At 41.4% G+C, this 17,345-nt stretch carries 14 protein-coding genes; 6 read left to right on the forward strand and 8 right to left on the reverse strand.

Features of this window, described 5'->3' with window-relative positions; translation table 11 throughout:
• Positions 1–206: 206 nt before the first annotated feature.
• From IM322_RS20340 to btpA, 5 genes are all read right to left on the reverse strand, one after another.
• Positions 207–1,445 carry a DNA cytosine methyltransferase gene (locus tag IM322_RS20340; RefSeq protein WP_287674546.1) on the reverse strand — a complete coding sequence of 413 codons (1,239 nt, stop codon included), beginning with the start codon at positions 1,443–1,445 and terminating at the stop codon, positions 207–209.
• 72 nt (positions 1,446–1,517) lie between these two features.
• Entirely contained in the window at positions 1,518–2,429 is a 912-nt protein-coding gene (locus IM322_RS20345) for a Bpu10I family restriction endonuclease (protein WP_287674548.1), read from the reverse strand.
• A 16-nt stretch (positions 2,430–2,445) separates the two neighbouring features.
• Positions 2,446–3,639, reverse strand: a complete 1,194-nt coding sequence (locus IM322_RS20350; protein ID WP_287674550.1) for a DNA methyltransferase — start codon at positions 3,637–3,639, stop codon at positions 2,446–2,448.
• A gap of 109 nt (positions 3,640–3,748) precedes the next feature.
• Complete coding sequence (locus IM322_RS20355; RefSeq protein ID WP_287674553.1) at positions 3,749–4,735, reverse strand: vitamin K epoxide reductase family protein; 987 nt, start codon at positions 4,733–4,735, stop codon at positions 3,749–3,751.
• 203 nt (positions 4,736–4,938) lie between these two features.
• Positions 4,939–5,790 carry a photosystem I biogenesis protein BtpA gene (gene btpA, locus IM322_RS20360; RefSeq protein ID WP_287078231.1) on the reverse strand — a complete coding sequence of 284 codons (852 nt, stop codon included), beginning with the start codon at positions 5,788–5,790 and terminating at the stop codon, positions 4,939–4,941.
• Between the two features lie 470 nt (positions 5,791–6,260).
• Here btpA and rimO point away from each other — a divergent pair, with 470 nt between their 5' ends.
• The 4 genes from rimO (at position 6,261) to IM322_RS20380 (ending at position 11,543) form a co-directional block, all read left to right on the forward strand.
• Positions 6,261–7,574, forward strand: coding sequence for a 30S ribosomal protein S12 methylthiotransferase RimO (rimO, locus tag IM322_RS20365; protein WP_287674563.1), 1,314 nt, complete (start codon positions 6,261–6,263; stop codon positions 7,572–7,574).
• 41 nt (positions 7,575–7,615) lie between these two features.
• On the forward strand, positions 7,616–9,055 hold the full coding sequence (locus IM322_RS20370; RefSeq protein WP_287674554.1) for a DEAD/DEAH box helicase: 1,440 nt from the start codon (positions 7,616–7,618) through the stop codon (positions 9,053–9,055).
• A 332-nt stretch (positions 9,056–9,387) separates the two neighbouring features.
• Positions 9,388–10,557, forward strand: a complete 1,170-nt coding sequence (gene tnpB / locus IM322_RS20375; RefSeq protein ID WP_287674564.1) for an IS200/IS605 family element RNA-guided endonuclease TnpB — start codon at positions 9,388–9,390, stop codon at positions 10,555–10,557.
• A 194-nt stretch (positions 10,558–10,751) separates the two neighbouring features.
• Positions 10,752–11,543 carry a hypothetical protein gene (locus IM322_RS20380; protein ID WP_287674556.1) on the forward strand — a complete coding sequence of 264 codons (792 nt, stop codon included), beginning with the start codon at positions 10,752–10,754 and terminating at the stop codon, positions 11,541–11,543.
• Between the two features lie 78 nt (positions 11,544–11,621).
• Here the strand turns inward: IM322_RS20380 and IM322_RS20385 are convergent, their stop codons facing one another.
• Complete coding sequence (locus IM322_RS20385) at positions 11,622–11,750, reverse strand: hypothetical protein (protein WP_261779304.1); 129 nt, start codon at positions 11,748–11,750, stop codon at positions 11,622–11,624.
• 88 nt (positions 11,751–11,838) lie between these two features.
• Between IM322_RS20385 and IM322_RS20390 the strand changes: the two genes are divergently transcribed.
• Positions 11,839–12,273, forward strand: coding sequence for a DUF4332 domain-containing protein (locus IM322_RS20390; RefSeq protein ID WP_287674558.1), 435 nt, complete (start codon positions 11,839–11,841; stop codon positions 12,271–12,273).
• On the opposite strand, the gene IM322_RS20395 is transcribed toward IM322_RS20390, so the two are convergent.
• Positions 12,174–12,563 (reverse strand): phenylpyruvate tautomerase MIF-related protein, encoded by a 390-nt coding sequence (locus tag IM322_RS20395; RefSeq protein ID WP_287674561.1) that lies wholly within the window; start codon positions 12,561–12,563, stop codon positions 12,174–12,176. The two genes, IM322_RS20390 and IM322_RS20395, sit on opposite strands and share 100 nt — an antisense overlap.
• A 271-nt stretch (positions 12,564–12,834) precedes the next feature.
• Entirely contained in the window at positions 12,835–16,272 is a 3,438-nt protein-coding gene (locus IM322_RS20400) for a type ISP restriction/modification enzyme (RefSeq protein WP_287674562.1), read from the reverse strand.
• A gap of 281 nt (positions 16,273–16,553) precedes the next feature.
• Here IM322_RS20400 and IM322_RS20405 point away from each other — a divergent pair, with 281 nt between their 5' ends.
• Positions 16,554–16,982, forward strand: coding sequence for a QcrA and Rieske domain-containing protein (locus IM322_RS20405; RefSeq protein WP_024968456.1), 429 nt, complete (start codon positions 16,554–16,556; stop codon positions 16,980–16,982).
• The last annotated feature ends 363 nt before the right edge of the window (positions 16,983–17,345 follow it).

A 17,345-nucleotide genomic window follows, 5' to 3' on the forward strand; every position in this document is an offset into this window, starting at 1 on the left:
AGCATTCGGATAGAAAATCTACGGTTTCACCGATAGGTTATTGCCCGAATGCTTCGCCCCTACAGGACGCGGGCCGATGAAGACGCAAGGTTTTGAAGCACGATTCTCTCAAAATCTTGCACCTGTTTCGCTCGTAAAGCCCTAAAACCCTTACCTTGCCTACATTTCACATTTATTCAGCAAGCGCTATTTACTTTTAGTCAAAATTAATTAACTTCTAACCCCGGAATGCTTAACTGTTCAGTTTTTGGCTGTGTTTCCCCCAGATAATCCCCTTGCAACATATTAATTAAACAGCCACCAAGATGATAGGCCATATTAACGGGAACCGCATTACCAATCTGTCGATATTGAGAGGTTAAGTTACCGGTAAATTGCCAATCATCGGGAAAGGACTGCACTCGTGCATATTCTCTCACAGTCAAAGGACGAGTTTCTTGGGGATGACATCTTTCTGTTTGGGTTTGTGCCGGACTACAGGTAATAGTTAAAGCCGGTTCATCCCAAGATAATCTTTTAGCATATCCTGTCCGGCCTCCGTGATTTTTGAGACTATTTTTCATATATTCTTTTTGAATATCCATCGGCAAATCCCGCCAATTTCCTCCTGCGGGAACTAAGGACATAATCTCTTTTTTTCTTTCTTTATATTCTACTCCTAGAGAAATTGGACAATTCTCTAGAGCTTTTTTCAAAGAAATAGTATAGTTTTTATATTGGGGAAAAATGGGTTTAATATTTAGGTCTTGACGGGTGGCAATAATAATTAATCTTTCTCTTTTTTGGGGAACATCGAGAAATTGAGCCGATAAAACTTGATAAGCAGCATAATAACCGATTTCCTGTAAAGCTTGCAGCATTAATTGCAGGGTTTCTCCTTTTTTATTGCTTAATAATCCTCGAACATTTTCGGCCATAGCGATTTTAGGTTGCACTTCCTGTAAACAACGAGCAAACTCAAAAAATAAGCTCCCTCTCAAATCTTCTAATCCTTTCCCTAACCCAGCATAACTAAAAGGTTGGCAGGGAAAACCTCCAGCTACAATATCTATTTTGTCTCTAAAATCAGAAAATTTAATCTTTTTTATGTCTTGATTTATAACATTCCATTGCGGTCGATTAAGTCTTAAAGTATTAACACAATCTTGGTTAATTTCCACCAGTAATTGCGTTTTTGGTCCCGCATTTTCCAAACCTAAAGCCATACCACCACAGCCAGCAAATAATTCAATAACCGTGTAATTAGTTGGCTCAACAGTTTTTAAAATTCTCAATTCTCCGGGGGATTGGTTATTTTTAAGATTGGTTAATTGATCGAGATCAAATAACCAATCAACTTGATTGATTTTCTGACCTTTGATTAATTTTTTCTTTTGCCATGTTAGTATTTCTGCGGTAGTGACACCGAGAATATTAGCGGCTTTTTGTAGATTTACCTGAGTCATAACCAATAATTAGCAACTTATCTACATCTTGATTATACATCAAATTAGCTAAACTTGATGTCGAGAAAATTTTTAGAAATATCCTTGATATAAAACATTTTCCAGTGATGGATTTGTATTATCAATATGAGTTTGTATTTTATCGATCATCCTTTGAAACACATCGGGATAATATTGAGAAGCATCCAAAAAATCTACATATTCCTGTCTGTGCAGCTGTCTTGCTTTTGAGGAGCGATACTCTTGTCGAAGATTAGCGGGAATACGCTTAGTTTTTCGTATAATTAACACATCATCAATTTGAGTAGAAATTATTGAAACTGGTGTCATATCAATAAATTCGCAAATCAAAAAATATAAAGAGTTAGGAACGGCAATTTTTAAATCTCTACTTGTGGCTACAGCTTCCTGAAACATAGTTTTATCTAAATTAGTTTTGCACTCTGCACAAACATAGCCAAGATGAGACTCAATCAATTCATGATTTTGAAATTCTGGCTCAAAAGATGACTTTAGATATAACTTTTTGCCCAGTATAAAATCCTGATTTTTGCTTCTAATATTTGCTTGACCACCTTGACCAATATTGCCGAGAGAGGATAGGAAACTTAGTCCAGAGAAGGTATTTCTTGGACCCAATTCAAAAGAGTTATCTATTCCTTGTAAACTACGGAAAACCAGCTGCGGTAAAAATTCTTCTAATATAGTATTATCTAATTTTAACTGTCCTTTCTGTCTATACAAAAAGTTATCTGAACTATCAAAAATCAAGTCAAGTTCAATAAAACGCTTATATCGGTTAGTAGCTGACACTAGCTTTTCTACTGCATCTGCTTGACCAGAATTAATCGATTCTAACTCGATAATCCACTGGCGATATTTTATAATAGCTTCTTCTAAACGTTCCCGATCAGATTCTGGCAACCGAGGATTGTTAAGACAGGCAGTTATTTTTGTGTAGTGAGGACGAGAAAATTCGTTCATGTATTTTTGTTGATGTTCAAATATTAACAGGATCAATATATAATCTCTTATCTAAAATTGGTGTTCTTTGAATATTATTGACTTTGGCAATTGCTGATTCTAAACATAGCTGGTTTTCTGAAGATACAAAAAGCCTACTGCTTTCCAATACCTCGAATGCTACCTCTCTAGAAATTTGTTCTATTACCTCTTGACTAACTTGATTATTTAAGTTGATAAAATTAATTATATCCTCTATAATAACTTTACCAAATTTATTCTTAAATTTTCTTTTTTGTCTTAATACTTTCTGAAATAGCTTGGCTTTGATACCTATTTTTTCAATAATATCAGCATTATAAAAAGGTACGCCAAGAACGTTAGATTCTTGTCCTACAATTAAAACAATTCTTGCTTGCTGCTTGCTGACTCTTGCCAGTTCTTTTAAAATGTCACCCATATCTAAACAGTATTGTACTACAGTGTAGAAACGATTACTCCTATTTGCTCTATTAGAACCAATTTCTGACTTGGCTATCTTGAGTAAATCCCATCCTAAGATTTCAGCAGATTGACGATAATTTTGATGGTAATTAAAAACATTTATATAGGGTGGAGAAGTCACAACAAAATCTATCTGATTATTTTTTAGTGGGAGAGAACGAGCATCAGATAATCCAACCCTGATCGGTTTTTGAGAGTAGGGAAGATTAGTAATTATATTGCTAAGATGTGAAAATTTTTTCTGAATAAATTCCTGAGTAATTTTATTCTTACATACATCAAGAATGATTACCAAAGCATCAAATAAAACCTTTGACCGATCCGGTAGCATATTCCTAGTATTTTGCAATTTATCTACTAAATTTTCTACTTGGTCACTGACTTCAAAAATTCTCAAAGGAAATTCTTGATCGATGATATTTCTCAGGTTTTTAAGAACTTCTTTTTTTTGAGAATCATTGATAAATTCATAGGTATGACTCATGATATAAGCAGCGGGATTAATCTCAAATCCATAAGCTTCTAGGGATAAATAACTTGCCTCTAGCAAAACAGTGCCGCTACCCACAAAAGGATCGAGGATGACCGAATTAGATGGGCAATAATAAGTTAATATAGTTTCAATCAGTTGGGGTGAAAACTGACCTCGCCAAGCAAATAAATTGGCTCTATTTTTCTCAATAATGTCAAGTTTTTCTTGGGGTATAGGTTGATCAAAATCTGGCAACTTTCAATCTCCCTCTATTGCTAAGAACAAAATTCAAGTTCTACTTTATCTAGAGAACAAACACTATAAAATGTCGGGGCTGAACCAGGTTCAACCCCTCAATATTTTTCTACTTGCGCCCCGGAACTGTATATTTAAAATTCATCGGGCCAGTATAACCAGAAATCTCCGCCAATTTCTCTAATCTTTGGGTTCCCGAATATTCTTCACCCTTAATAATCCAAGTGGGGAAACCTTTAATTCCGGCATCGCGACAAGCTTGGGGATTACCATTAACCCCTTGGGGATCGCATTCGATATAAACCCCTTCTTTTTTGAGGATTTCTCCAGCTTCCTTACCAAATAACTGTTTTTGATCGTAACAGTGGGGACACCAAAAAGCCCCGTATTCCTTCGCACCAATTGCTTTTAAATGTTTAGCTAGGGCGATTTCTGCTTTTCCCGAAACCGTGGTTACTTCCCAACCATACGGGGGTGTAGCAGCTGTCATTGGCCGGGTAATTTCTTCTTTTCCTCCTGCCACCGTGGGGGAATTTACTCCCGCATAAACCGCTAAAGTTCCCACAAAAGTAATCATTGCCACTACAACCATCGGCAGTATAATTTGTCCTAAACCTTCCCATTCGCGCCCGATAATTGTGAGAATTAATAGGGTTAAAGCGAACAAAGCCGAAGTGATGCAGTAGGGACACAATTCCTTTAATTCCGTGGCTAGAATATACATTAAATAACCACTAAATACCGCCATCGCCGTCGCCCCTGCTAACAGCAATAACCAAGTATTATTTTCTAAACTTTTGCGGAGATTTTTCTGAGTTTCCCCATTGATAAATAGAGGACTGAGGGCAAAAACCGCCATGGCCATATAGGCCAAAAAACCGAACAAACTCAAGGGCAGCCCGAAAACCGTAGCGTAGGGACTATTAAGAACACCACTACAACCAGCCCCATCACTAGCCCCGGCGGTACAGGCAGCAGCCCCTCCCGTCAGTTTGGTAATGGTTAAATAGCCGGTCAGAATCGCCCCCACGATCGAAACCCCCCCAATTAGGGGCCGGGAGTAGCGATGAATCCAAGGTACAGAACGACGACGCATAATATTATTTAGATTAAATTACAGCAGAATTCAGGAGTCAGGAGTCAGGAGGGAAATCGTTACTTAATGAGATTTTCACAAATCGAAATGTACTTTGTCGAAAGGAAAAATCCCGTAACGATATTGTGTTAATTAGGACGTTTTCAATTCCTAAAAACTTAGGATAGCTATCCCCTGAAACTATCCGCCATTCTAGCAAGGGGTTATGTGGACAGAGGCAAAGAAGGGAGAGAATTATTAATTTTTGCTTTTTGATCGTTGATCTGCCGGGCCGTTTCCACAAATTGCGACACCCGGATCGGATCCACCGGTTCAGTAATTTTGCCATGACGCTTGAGGGAACTAGCCACGATCACCCCATCAGCAGCCGGCAGTAACCGCCCGATATTGTCCAAATCAGCCCCGCTGCCGATAAAAACCGGTGTTCCCTTGGCCGCCGCCACTGCCAGTTCCAAATCCTCAAAACTAGGGGGGCTACCGGTAGCCCAACCGGAGAGAATCACCCCGTCTGCTAGTCCCCGTTCGATCGTATCTTGAACTGCCGTAGTCAGATTAGGAGTTGCCAAGGGGCGGGCGTGTTTAACCAAAACATCCGCTAAAATTTTGACCTCAGACCCCAATTCGCGCCGATAACGCAGGAGTTCGTGGGCTTGACCCTCAATAATGCCCTGATCGGTAGCCATAACCCCCGTTAGCACATTAACTCGAATAAATTGGGCATTGACACAGGTGGCGATCGCTAAGGCACTATGGGCATCATTGCGGAGAACATTAAGACCGATCGGTAAGACCACCAGATTTTTAATGCGATCAACAATTAAAGTCATGGCACTAACCACGGCGGGATCCACCTGTTGCTTGGTAAAGGGGGCATCAAAAAAATTCTCGATAATCAAACCATCAACACCACCGGCAGCCAAGGCCGTCGCCTCCTGTTCAGCCCGCTCGATCACCGTCTTGAGACTACCACCCCAACGGGGGGAAGTGGGCAGGGGGGCGAGATGAACCACGCCAATAATCGGGTTTTTTGTCTTGAAAGTTGCAATTAAGTTCACAGCGTCTACTACTCTTAGCGTCCCCAACCAGGCGCCGCTCACCCATTTTAACAGGGTCAAGGCCTAGCCACGGGACCCAGGGGGGAAATTATTTTAACTTACTGTCAGCATTCGTCCCGAAGCGCTTAGTGCGATGGGACAGGGCTTTTAAAGGGGCGAAGTAATTCGCCCCACAGTTCCCCTCATGAATGCTGACTTTGTATATAGACAATTCCAAAAAACTATGTTATCATAAACAGGTCTTGACCACTATTCCTTAAGCGATAACCAAGCTCGACGGGTCGTGTTGCAAGAAAAAGTGTGGGTCTTAGGAACTAGGACGGATGCCTGTAGAGGGAAGGTAAGACTTGCTATCTTTCGAGGTAGAAAGCGCATCCCATTGAAGCAGGAAGCTCTCAAATCCGTTGAGAGTAGTTCACAATGTCTTAACATTAAAAGAGAAGTTTAAGATTTGGTTGATACTCGATCGCATGGGCAATAAGCCAACCATCGCTATCTCACACCTAGGCTGTGAGAAAAACCGGATCGACTCCGAGCATATGTTAGGACTGCTGGCCAAGGCTGGCTATCCCGTAGATAATGACGAGGAGTTGGCCGATTACGTTATCGTTAATACCTGTAGTTTCATTCAAGCAGCTAGAGAAGAATCCGTTCGCACCCTCGTGGAACTGGCGGAAGCTAATAAAAAAATTATTATCTCCGGCTGTATGGCCCAACATTTCCAAGATGAACTCCTGACGGAATTGCCGGAAGCCGTGGCCATTGTTGGCACGGGAGATTATCAGAAAATCGTCGAGATCGTGGAACGGGTAGAGACGGGAGAACGAGTCAAGGAAGTCAGCGCCGATCCCACTTTTCTCGCTGATGAAAATCTACCCCGTTATCGCACCACTACCGAAGGAGTCGCCTATCTGCGGGTGGCCGAAGGCTGCGATTATCGCTGTGCTTTCTGTATTATTCCCCACCTGCGCGGCGATCAGCGATCGAGATCGATCGAGTCCATTGTGGCCGAAGCGCGACAATTGGCCGGCCAAGGAGTCCAAGAATTAATTCTCATTTCGCAAATAACAACCAATTATGGGTTAGACTTATATGGCGAACCCAAATTAGCGGAACTCTTGCGAGCGCTGGGAGAAGTCGATATACCTTGGATTCGCGTTCACTACGCTTACCCGACCGGGTTAACGCCAAAGGTTATCGAGGCGATCCGAGAGACCCCGAATGTTTTACCCTATCTAGACTTGCCGCTACAGCATTCCCATCCCGACATCCTGCGGGCGATGAACCGTCCCTGGCAAGGACGAGTCAACGATGGCATTATCGAGCGGATCAAGCAAGCTATCCCGAACGCGGTTTTACGAACGACTTTTATCGTCGGTTTCCCCGGAGAAACCGAGGAACATTTCAGCCATCTGCTGGAATTTGTCAAGCGTCATGAGTTCGATCACGTCGGGGTGTTTACCTTCTCCGCCGAAGAAGGTACAGCCGCTTTTGACCTGCCCAATCCAGTGCCACAGGCAATTATGGACGAACGCCGCGAAAGGTTGATGTTAACTCAGCAACCAATCTCGGAGCGCAAAAATCAAGCTTATATCGGTCAAACTGTCGATGTTCTCATCGAACAGGAAAACCCAGAAACAGGGGAGTTAATCGGGCGTTCCGCTCGTTTTTCCCCGGAAGTGGATGGCTTGGTTTATGTGACAGGGGAGGCGATTCTAGGTGCGATCGTACAGGTCCGAATTACTTCGGCCGATACCTACGATCTCTACGGCGAAATAGTCTAATTTTTCCATTTTTCTAATTTAATTCCCACAAAACAATCCCTATGACCACTGGTTTCAACAATTTAGGTTTATCCGATAGCCGTCTTCAACACCTAGAAACGCTTGGATTCACCACCCCCACCGAAATTCAATCCAAAGCCATCCCTCTCCTGTTAGAAGGCCATGACATGGTAGGAATGTCGCAAACGGGAACCGGCAAAACTGCCGCCTATTCCCTGCCTTTACTGGAACGCATGGACACCAAAAATCCTAACGTTCAAGCTTTAATCCTCACCCCCACCCGGGAATTAGCCCAACAGGTAGCCAGCGCCATCAAAGATTTCTCTGATGATCGTCGTCTCTTTATCCTGACAGTCTGTGGTGGTCAATCCATGGAACGTCAGATCCGCAGTCTGGAAAAAGGTGTCCAGATTGTGGTCGGGACTCCCGGCCGGGTAATCGATCTGCTCGATCGCAAAAAACTCCATCTAGAATCCCTAAACTGGGTAGTCCTCGATGAAGCGGACGAAATGCTCAGTATGGGTTTCATCGATGATGTTAAGAAAATTCTGCAAGCATCCCCCTCCACCCGTCAAACCGCCTGTTTCTCGGCAACTATGCCCCGGGAAATCCGCGATTTAATCGCTAATTTCTTGAAATCTCCCGTTTCTGTGACGGTTTCTCAACCCCAGGCCGCTCCTGCTAAAATCGAGCAGAAAATTTATCTGATCCCTCGCGGTTGGACGAAATTAAAAGTCCTGCAACCCCTGTTAGAGATCGAACCCCTAGAATCGGCGATTATTTTCGTCCGCACCAAGCAAACCGCGGCCGAATTAACCAGCAAACTGCAAGAAGCGGGGCAAACGGTGGATGAATACCACGGTAACTTAAGCCAAGTGCAACGGGAACGACTGGTGCAACGTTTCCGCGAGGGCAAAATTAAATTAGTGGTAGCCACGGATATCGCGGCCCGCGGTCTAGATGTGGAAAATCTCAGCCACGTTATTAACTATGATCTGCCGGATAATGCCGAAACCTATATTCACCGCATTGGCCGCACGGGCCGCGCCGGTAAAACGGGAACTGCTATATCTTTAGTAGAACCGATCGATCGGCGTTTGTTGCGTCAGATTGAACAGCGTCTGCGTCAACGTCTGGAATCTAGTCCCATTCCTAGTCGCGCCGAAGTAGAAGCAAAACGCCTAGCCAAGCTGCAAAATCAGCTAAAAGAGGCTTTATCGGGGGAACGGATGGCTTCTTTCTTGCCCTTAGTGCGGGATTTAAGTGAAGAATACGATCCCCAAGCGATCGCGGCGGCTGCCCTGCAAATGATCTACGATCAAAATTGTCCCCAGTGGATGAAAACTGATTGGGAAGTTCCCGCACCGACGAGCAGTAAACCTGTGATTAATAAAACTCCCCGCAGTGGTGGTAGTAAGTACCCCTCTAAGTCGAATAACCGTCCTTCCTTGGACAAAAAAATCGTCTTTCAAGAACGTTAATTTTTAGTTCTTGAATAGATAATTTTAAGAGTTGATAGACCGTTTTGGTTTTATCAACTTTTTTTTGTCAGGTAATTTCCCAGTACGTCGTCGAAAGCATTCTACATAATTTTATAGCTAAACTTTTGATAATTGATTCTAATCAAGTATTTGGGCTTTGTTTGACATTTTTGCTGATAATTACTATATAATTGTCTTAAATGAATAAATTTGAACATTTAATTAAATGTCAGCAGAAGTCCCTCGCTTTTAGCGACGGGATGAATGCTGACCAACATATAGACAATTCCCAAAACCTATGTTATCATAAAGGTAAATTCATGATAACAGCCATGTACAAAGCGTACAAGTTCAGGATATATCCCAATACCGAGCAAGAAATAGCCTTAGCAAAAAGTTTCGGCTGTTGTCGTTGGTTTTGGAATTATTCCCTCAATTTGTGCCAAGAAACCTATCAATCAACAGGAAAAGGATTAACTAGAGGTTATATTCAAGGACTACTCCCTAGTCTTAAAAAAGAATACGAATGGCTAACAGATGCTTATTCTCAGTGTTTACAAGTTGTTGCTTTGAATTTATCGCAAGCCTATCAAAACTTCTTTGAAAAGCGAGCTAAATTACCTAGATTCAAATCTAAACACGGTAGGCAATCAATTAGCTATCCTGCCAACGTTAAGTTTGAAGAGGACTATTTAAAACTCCCAAAGATTGGGTTAGTCTATTGTGTTCGACATCGAGAATTTGAAGGGACAATTAAAACCGTTACTATCTCAAAAAACCCAGACGGTAAATACTACGCTTCTATTTTAGTTGATGATGGAAAAGAAAGTCCTCATCCTTCCTCCGATGGAAAAGCAATAGGAGTTGACTTAGGATTAACTCATTTTGCTATTACCAGCAATGGTAGTAAATACGATAACCCTAAACATTTTGCCAAACATCAGCGCAATCTCAAGCGTAAACAACAGAAGCTATCCCGTAAAAAGAAAGGAAGCATCAACCGTCAAAAAGCTAAACATAAAGTAGCTAAAGTTCACTCTAAAATCTCAAGATGTCGTGAAGATTTTCTACACAAGCTATCCCGTAAAATAGTTAACGAAAACCAAGTTATTGCGGTAGAAAATCTCAATGTCAAAGGCATGGTACGCAATCACAATTTAGCTAAAGCTATTAGCGATTGTGGTTGGGGAATGTTTTGTACAATGCTTAAATACAAGGCAGAATGGGAAGGGAAAACATATATCGAAGTTGATAGATTTTTTCCTAGTTCTAAGACTTGTAATGTCTGCCTAAATCAAGTGGGTAGTTTGCCACTTGATGTTAGAACATGGACTTGTGAGCATTGCAAAACAATCCATGACCGGGACATAAATGCGGCGATAAATATCAGAGATGAAGCCTTACGGATATTGTCGTTAGGAACTAGCGATACTGCCTATGGAGGGGATGTAAGACCAAAAGGTGGACGCAAATCCGTCTTGAGGCAATCCCCCGTGAAATAGGAAGCTCTCAACTCCGTTGAGAGTAGTTCACTATGTCGAGTTCGTCAGAACCTTATCGTGGGAGGGTACAAGCTCAAGGAGACGATATCCAGCAAGAGGCAGGATTCTAAACGTAAAACTAAAAACGCCCGTGTAGATATTGAAATTCGCAGTGGTCTTACCTTTATCCCTTCGCCCCAAACAGAATGACAACGATGCTTAGAAGAGTACAACAATTTTTAGACTCTGGCGATAGCGATAACGCTAGAGAAGAAATTGATAGAGCTTTCGGCAATCTGAGAAGGGTGGATAGTCATGTTAGAGAGTTTGCAGATCTGTTGGCACTGGGATCGATCGAAGCTTCAGAAATCGGCTTAGGAGTATTGGGACGTAAGCTTCTACAGAATGACAGCGAGATTAACAATGAGGTTGTTTGGTTATTTATTGCGTCAATTTTATCTCGCAATAGTATTCCCCCTGATAGTCCATCTAGAATCAGCCTACTTGTTCTTACCGCTTCTGTCAATAGTTGGGAATTACCAATTTTTGCGCTTCTTGCCCCTGCCCTCGACGCTTTTTTTAAAGTTAGTCTTGCGGACGGAACCCCTTTAATTGCCGAACAAACTTTTGATTTTTTGGCCACTTGGGGAAGAATTTATGCGAAAGCACCTCATGTCAAAACGCAGCTTCAAGAACTTCAATCTCTTAGTAATAATCTATTAGAGCAAGTAGATGACTCAGAGTTAAAAGCTGAATGGTCAGAGGGAATTAATATATTTTTTGAAGAAGCCAGTACAACCAAATATTCCGATAGTAATGTTTTTTCTGCTGGTGAAGAATTAATTAAAAAAATTTATAATACTCAAAGTTTACAGCGCAATACAGAAGATAAGAATTTGGCAGAGACAAAAAACAAGTTACTCCGATTAGTCACTTCGTCTCTTGCTACTATTTCAACAGTTCTTGATAGTCATGGAGTAATACTAAATCTGGTTATTAAAAACTGATTATTTATTTCCCCTTTTGCCTCTTGCCTTTTGCCTGTTCTGATATGTAGCGCATACTCAACGGATTTAGTATTAACCCTATATACTTTTGACTTTTTTATACTGTTCTGTCACGGCGGCATTTAATAGATCATCTTTAAAATTTCTGATTAATTCAATTACTAAATTATAAATACTGATGTATTCTTCATAATCGATAGCCCGCATGGGTTAAGCTACCGCTAACCCATCCTACAAATAATTGTGCCTCCCTACTTAACTGGTATAATCTACTTATCAATAGTTAATAATTTCGATGAATCGATCACAACTTATCCACAGGCAAAGCTGGTTAATTGAATATTTGCCGGGGTTAAGTGACCAAGATTGCCAAAAATTAAAGGATTGCGGTATCGACACCACCGCACAACTTTTGCAAAAAGTTCGTCCGCAATTGGGTAAGGAAAAATTAGCAGTAAGAATGCAAATCCAGGCTAAACATATTAATAAGTGGGTGGCAATGGCGGAATTAGCCTCGATTCCCGCCGTGGGTTGTCAATACTGCGGTTTGCTGGTTCATGCCGGTATTGCTTCCATCCCGCAATTGGCACAGACATCAATTCAGCAATTGCATCGACAGATTCTCCGCTTTCAGGTGGCTAATCTGCAAAGACGCGATTTATGTCCCGAGATCGCGGTGATGTTAGCTTGGATTGAACAGGCAAAAATCTTAACCAGAGAGTTAAAATAAATACGATTTTTCGGTATTCCTAAATAAGCCTCAATTTCTTGACAAAAATCACTACTCATGCTTTTAGTTTGAGCAGGAGAAATAGAACCAACGCTTTTAATCTCCACATAACACACTGGCTCAAAAGTGCCAGCAAAAGTCATTTTTATACCCGATTCTAAAGCTGTCATCACATAGGATTCCGGTTTCCGGAGATGTTTACCTAATTTAGCCGAAAGACTCTGCAAAAGTTGATTAACCGTCTCATCATCGAGGGAGGTGACAGAAGTTTGAATTTTAATTAGAGGCATAGAAAAAATCTCAGCAATATTTTTCTATAATATAACAGTTTTGATGGCAATCACAGATATTATTTTGCTGCAGAAGGCTTCAATCATCCAATCCTTGGAGGATGGGAAGAAAACTGAATGTCATACTAAACCCTGTTATTAAAAACTGATTATTTATTTCCCCTTTTGCCCCTTGCATGAGTGCCTCGTCTCATAACTAGCCTGTACTCAACCGATTTAGTATCAGCATTCATCCCATCGCTAAAAGCGAGGGAATTCTGCTGACACTAAGTTAAAAAGAATACACGGCTGTTTTGATATTTTGATAGTTATCATCTAGGTCTGATTCTAAGAGAATAATCGCAGTAATTCTTCTAGTCATCTCGCTTACTTCCTGCACTTCTGCGATAGTTAATCCCCGTCCTAATAATTTTTCCTCGCGATAACTTAGCCATTTTTTAATGACTTGATAACCCCCGATGGTATATTCCCATACCCGGGATGGTATATTTTGCCAATAGGCTCGATCATTGAGATAAATATCATAGGTTTTCGTTCCTAATAATTTTCGCATTTCTGGGCTAATTACGCTCATTTCTGCGGTTGTATATTGTCTTGCGATCGCTTTTCCTTTACCCGGCATCGTCACGCCATTTTTACCCCCATGTCCCCAACCAACGTTAATAATTAAATCTCCCTTATCTGGGTTTAAATTTACCCCATCAGTGCAGGAAATAAAGGCGATTTTTTGCAGTGCAGGAGTCGGTTTTTTTGTCACTCCTATAACGGGATTTTCTGTGTCTAAAAGAGAGGCGATCGCTTGTCCTAGTTCGGCAGATTTAATTAATAATTCTTGGCTATTGGGAAGGGGAATTCTTGGGAAGTCTTGACGAATACCGTCGGCATTTTCTTGTAAATATAAGGGAGAGTAACCAATAGCTAATGCGTGCAGCCAAATTAAGGAAGCATTCTCGATATTTTCCTCGAGATTATTAATACCCATTTGCTTTAAGTATTGACGAGATTTTTCCGAGAGATTAGCTGTTAGAGTGGTGTCGATAAATTCTTGTGTATTGAATAGTGTGGCTGTTTTATTTTCAGTTAATTTAGTCCTTAGACGAATAGGAAAACAGGAAGCATCAGGAGATAAGAGATGATCGTCAGATAATCCTATCGCAAAATAAAAGGGTGAACCTTCCGAAGTTTTTGCCGATTTAAAACGACTGATTAAAAATGAATTTCCTTCCCAACATTGTAACCATAAGCTCGGTCTATGTTCATTCCATAAAGGACGAACAGCAGTATAATAACAATATCTAACATCAAAAGGTCTAATTATGTATCGTTGTAAATTTTTTGAATTATAAGATTCTAAATTTATGATTTTAATTCGAGCTTTCTTGGCATCAAAACGAGCGGCATCTTCCGTTAATCCAGTTTTTAAGGTTTTCAGTTCTTCCCATGTTATCGAAGTATCATAATACATTTTAATTCTTGTTTCTAAACTTGATTTATCAATATCAATTAATGCTCCTCCCCTTTTTTCCATTAATCCATTGCTAGGTGGTTCTTTACATAAATCTGTTAACTTTGGCCATGCTAAATATTGAGAAGAAACATCGGAGGGACGGAAAGAATAACGATTAGATTGTTCTGGTTTAGATACTTGATAAAAATCATCAAAATCTTGATTATTTAAACTATCTAATAACTGTTCTCGTTTAGAAACTCCCCAGAAATGGCGAAAATAGACATCAATATTTTTATTCCTTACTTCCTTTCTTACCATTAATCCGATAGTTGTCCCGACTCGAATCCCTTCCTTATTGTATTGAGTAGAAAAAACACTAGGATCGGGATTACCTTCGGGGGTTAACTTTCCTGTTTCCCGACTATCACCATTGAGACAATCAAACCAAAGACGATCAAATTCTTGTAAAAATCTTTGCCGCATCACCACAAAAGAAGGATCAGCGAGATAGGAAAAATTAGAAATATAACAAACAACTCCTTTACCGGTATTTTCAGAGATACATCTTTCTGCTAAACGAAAAAAGCGCACATAGAGATCATCCAAATTAAACTTTTTAATCCCCCAATCGGAGATCAAACCCTGTTTATATACTTCCACTAAACCTGCTTCTTCCGTGGGACTGGTTCCAGCAAAAGCATTGTAGGGAGGATTACCGAGAATAACTAAAATCGGTTTACCGCGCTTAACTTCATCAGCTGCCTCTCGTTCCTTATTTAACTCCGGAAAATTTAATTGTAGCTGTTGAATTTTCTGTTTGCTTTCCTCGTCTGGGGGTTGCCAACCGGTTAAAGCATTAGTCAGATAAACCCCGACGCGTTCACTATCTTCTATTAAAGGTACACCCAAACTTTGCAGGAATAAACCTAATTGTAGATGAGCGACGACAAAAGGAGCGGTTAAAATCTCGAAACCGAAAATTCTTTCTATCGCTGCTTTTTTCACCAAAGCCATGGCTAAAGCCCCCGACCCATTTTCCTGTAAAGTATCGGTAATATAGCGCAAAACCTCGACTAAATAAGCGCCGGTTCCACAGCAAGGATCGAGAATATAAACATCGGGATTAGCTAAACCGTCCTCGATATTTAATTCTTCTCGTAAAACTCGATCGACTCGCGCTACCATATAGCGAACAATTTCCGGAGGAGTGTACCAAACTCCCAATTCCTTGCGTAAATCGGGATCAAAAGCTTGCAGAAATGGTTCATAGAAATACTGTACCGCTTGTCCTTCATCGAATTGACGAAAAAATTCCTCTCGTCGCACTCGATTTAAAGCTGCACCGGTCCAGTTCAAGACTTCTACTAATCCCAAAGATTTTAACTTACTCGGTGCGGCGATCTGCTCAAAAAGAATCGCTAACATGGGAACATGGAGATAGTAGGCTGCTAATTTCCAATCGAAATTATCCTGGCGATCGGGGTTTTGCTTGTGCCATAATACCCAAGCGGAAAATAAACCATAAAAGAGGGTTTGCACGAGGGTAGAACGAAAAAATTTATTTCCCTGTTCCTGTTCAAATTTGATACCTAGGGCATTTTCTAAAGCTTGACGAATATTGGCCAGAGCGGGAAGATCGGAATGATGTTCTAAGCGTGCTTTTGCGTCGCGCGCATAGGAAGCGAGGAACCAAGCAACATCAGCCGGTGAGGTGATAGGAGCCGCCTGTAAAAGCACTCTCTTTAGGTATTCTAAGAGGCTATCACCCTGTTCGGCGGCAAATTTGGATGGATTTGAGGTTTTTAGCCAAAACTCGGCTTCTGACGGGGCTAAACTATAGGCTTCTAATTCTACCGGTTGACCTTGGCTATTGCGACCAATGAGCAGAAAATCGCGATAATTGGTGACTAATACTTGACCGTATTTTTGCCAGTATTTTTGTACTTGCTCGCTGGCGGCGATTTTTTTGATATCTTCTTTGGTTCCCTTAATCTCGATCGCACCTCTTTCGGGAAAAACCGCCGTAAAAGCCTCTAATTCTTGATTTTTGGGGAATTGATTGACGTTAAAGAGTCCCCCATCCGGCAATCCTGCACCCTGATTTCTGAGGTTGATAATGCAGCGGACTCGCGGTTTTAGGGTTTTACCGATTTCGTTGAGGAGAGTTTCGAGAGTGCCGTAGTAGGAGGTTTCTTTTACCGCTGCTTGGGAGGAGTGGATTTCTTGCAGGTTGCGAAAATAGTTGACGAGGGGATTCATTAGACCTCTTGTGAAAACTAAAAATTGTTGTTAGGATTAGGAGTCTCCGAGTCAGGATTCTCCGAGTCAGGAGAATTAAGAATGAATAATAATCAATGTCAGGCGTTTGCTTACTGGCCCTCTCTACTCGCACTTAGAAATTAATTGAATGGAAAGTGAGTAAGAGGCTCAGGATTATTCTTCCAAGAATACTCTCTACTCGCACTTAGAAATTAATTGAATGGAAAGAGCTTCTACGGTACACTAAAAGTTAACGTTGCTGTTGGAAAAAACCTAATCCCATGAATCGTCGTGAATTTGTTGCCCTCGTTGGTGTTGGCGGAGCCATGGCCTGCGCCCCAGAAATCCTAGGGACGGCTACCGACCAAGAGATGACCCCGGCCCAAGCGGCGGACGGCTTTGTGAAAGTGACGGGCATTACCCTCAAAGAATTGGAAGCCAAAGGCAGTTTTCTGGATAAAAAATCCCCGGTCGGCTCCTTGCTCCTAATCTGGGAGAAAAAGACGAAAAAGATCAGTGCAGTAAACCCGACTTGTACCCATGAAGGCTGTACAGTGAAATGGAATACTGGCGCACAGATTTTAGCTTGTCCCTGCCATCCGGGAAAATTTACCGCCACTGGGGTCGTCACGAATAAACCCCCAAAACGCAATCTAACCACCTATCAAGTCAAGGTCGAAAAAGACGTTATTTTCGTGAAAAAAGCTTAACGGGGTTGACGGAATACCATGCCTTTGGTGACACGGGTAGAATTAGTGACTCTCTACTCGCACTTAGAAATTAATTGAAGGGAAAGCCTCCATGACGGAGGGAGATGAGGGACCAATCAGTGTGACTTCCTAGACGTAGGTTGGGTTGAAGCATGAAACCCAACGCCCGCATGGGTTACGAAGTGCGCTAACCCATCCTACAAATAATTGTGCCTCCCTACTTAGTGGGACTTAAACAAATTTCAAGCCCAAACAAAGCCTAAACTGGCTTTGTAAGCGGCAAACACATCCCGATTCTCGGTCAGCCACTCAAAGAAACGGAAAGACATCGCTGTCCGAAAAGCTTCCAAGGCTTCCACAAAA

The sequence above is a fragment of the Microcystis sp. M109S1 genome (genome assembly GCF_020247025.1).
GTDB lineage: Bacteria > Cyanobacteriota > Cyanobacteriia > Cyanobacteriales > Microcystaceae > Microcystis.